This window comes from Butyrivibrio sp., assembly GCF_024699075.1.
On sequence record NZ_JAILQF010000298.1, the window covers coordinates 1 to 2385 of the forward strand.

Below are 2385 nucleotides of genomic sequence, written 5' to 3' on the forward strand. Positions count from 1 at the left end.
GCAGCGCCGATAGCTACACTTATATTTGAAAGAGCGTCATCTCCTTGAGCGTTTTTATTGTGATTTTCTATAAGCGCCTTCATTTGATCGATGTAATTGTTAGCATCATATATATTGCTGTTTCTGATGATTGCTACAAATTCATCTCCGCCGATCCTATAACTTAAACGGTCGCCGTATACTTCTTTTATGATCTCGCTGACAGCAGCAATAAGCTTATCTCCAGTATCGTGACCATAGGTATCATTAGTTTTTTTCAGATTATTAATATCAAAAACAGTAACGGTGAAAGTATCTATTCCATTTTCTATGGAAGCTGTTAGTGCTTTCTCCGTTTTTTCAAAGGCATTTTTGTTACTAAGCCCTGTCAAAAAATCAAGCTTGGCTTCCTCGTCAAGAGTCTTGATATAGGCATTCAGAGTATCAAGAGTCTTATTAAGAGCCTTTGCAAGGACACCAACTTCATCATTGATTTTAACAGGAATTCGTTTATTGTAATCTCCATTTGTAATATCTTCAGCAACTTTGGTGAGATTCCGAAGAGGCTTTACTATACTTTTAATTAGGAAAAAAGCTAAAGCTATAGCAACAACCGTGCATAGTATAGTTGCAAGGATATAGGATATCAGTAATTGCTGTTTTCTGGATTCGAATGAAGATATAGGAATATTAATACCGATAAGCATACCAGGCTTTAGTTCTTCCATATATGCTATATAATCTGTACTGAAAATAGTGTATTCTTCAACTTCCCCAAGATGAATAGTATCTAATTTGTATTTTACAGTAGGGTCCAGACCTTCGTAGGCGCAACCGTTAGGATAATAATAGCTGTAGAGGAGATTTTTGTTCTTGTCAGTAATGAACGCATTACCGTTCATGTAAACTTCGATTGATTCCGCAATTTCTTTTAACACATCAGTATTAATGTCCATTGCGATAACACCTATAAATTCATCGTTGTAGATAACAGGATTAGCGTAGGTGTACATATTCTGCTCGACATCGTAGTCGTAGTATGGGCCGATCCATATAGCTTCGCGAGCCTTCATTGGCGCATAGAACCAATTGGCATACCTTTCGCTACCTTCCTCATATACTGTAAAATCGAATAATTCTCTTTGGGAAAAAATTTCCTTTTCTTCATTGAAGGTGATCCAAAAGCCTGTTTTGATACCATATGAATCAGGATTATATTCGTAGTATACAGAAGATGCTCCCTTGATATTCTCAATGAGGGATAATGACAAACTGCACAGATTTTTAGTATAATGACTAAGACTGTCTTTGTTTTCAAGAATAGATGGATTATCTTCAATGGATTGCAGCGCATGGTCATGGATGGCATCAACGCTATCTTCGATGGTATTAAAGTATTCGTCGAACTGCAAAGCTGCTTTGGCTGTTGCAAGAGTAATTATAGTTTCAGTATCGATCTTGGTACTGGCAGCATCATTAAAAAAACCAATATTAATAAAGCAAATACTGGTTAAAAGAATAATTGCAATTGTAACACAGATAACTTTAGACTGAATGGTTTTCAATTTCCGCTCCAATTTGCAATAATCGATATACGCAAAAACGTTTATAATTATTTAAATTTTATCATAACATAGTAAATTCAACAACAAGCAATTATTTAAACCTATAAAAAAATATTTAATAAGGTTAACAATCCGGTGTAAGCAGGTATATAAGCTAATTGAAGTGAAAAATATATCTAAATTCGAGAATAGTCGTATATAAGCTAATTGGAGGAGCATTTATAAAAAGGTATGTAAATAAACAAAAAGCTCATAAATACTGAAAATTGAGCTAGAAATCATAGGAAGGGCAAGAAGACTAATGATAATTAGAATAACCATGGCACAGATGATGATCATGATAACGATCATATGGATAATAGTGAGGGCAGTGACAGCAGCTGTAACCAGGAAATTTTCAATAAAAAGAGAGTTTAAGCTTTTACTTGTATACATATGTCTAATTGTAATTGCAAGGTTCGTATATTTTGATTTCCCTATTGAAAAGGGGACAAGGCCAACGCTTTACGTAGTTCTTACGTGGACGGCGATAAATAAAGTAACGCTGCTGCCTTTTTATTTTCTTGTGGACAGGTATAAAGGATGGCTTATGAATGTAATCGGCAATATAGCGATGTTCATACCTGTCGGAATTGTCTGGCCAGTATGCTTTGATAAGCTTGACAGCATCAAAAAGACTGTACTTGCGGGCTTTGGACTTACATTATTTATTGAGCTTAGTCAGATATTCTGCGATGGAAGACATACGGATATCGATGATCTGATCCTTAATACATGCGGAGTTGTAATAGGCGCTGTAATCCTGTTTTCCATAAGAAAAGCAAAGAAAGCAGCGAAATAA

The 2385-nt window shown here is 35.2% G+C and carries 2 protein-coding genes; one reads left to right on the plus strand and one right to left on the minus strand.

The window, feature by feature from the left end; translation table 11 throughout:
• The coding region (locus tag K6G87_RS12035) for a sensor domain-containing diguanylate cyclase (protein WP_296837549.1) at positions 1-1544 on the minus strand (1544 nt) is incomplete at its 3' end.
• 301 nt (positions 1545-1845) lie between these two features.
• Here K6G87_RS12035 and K6G87_RS12040 point away from each other — a divergent pair.
• A complete protein-coding gene (locus K6G87_RS12040) occupies positions 1846-2385 on the plus strand; it encodes a VanZ family protein (RefSeq protein ID WP_296837551.1) in 540 nt (179 codons plus the stop codon).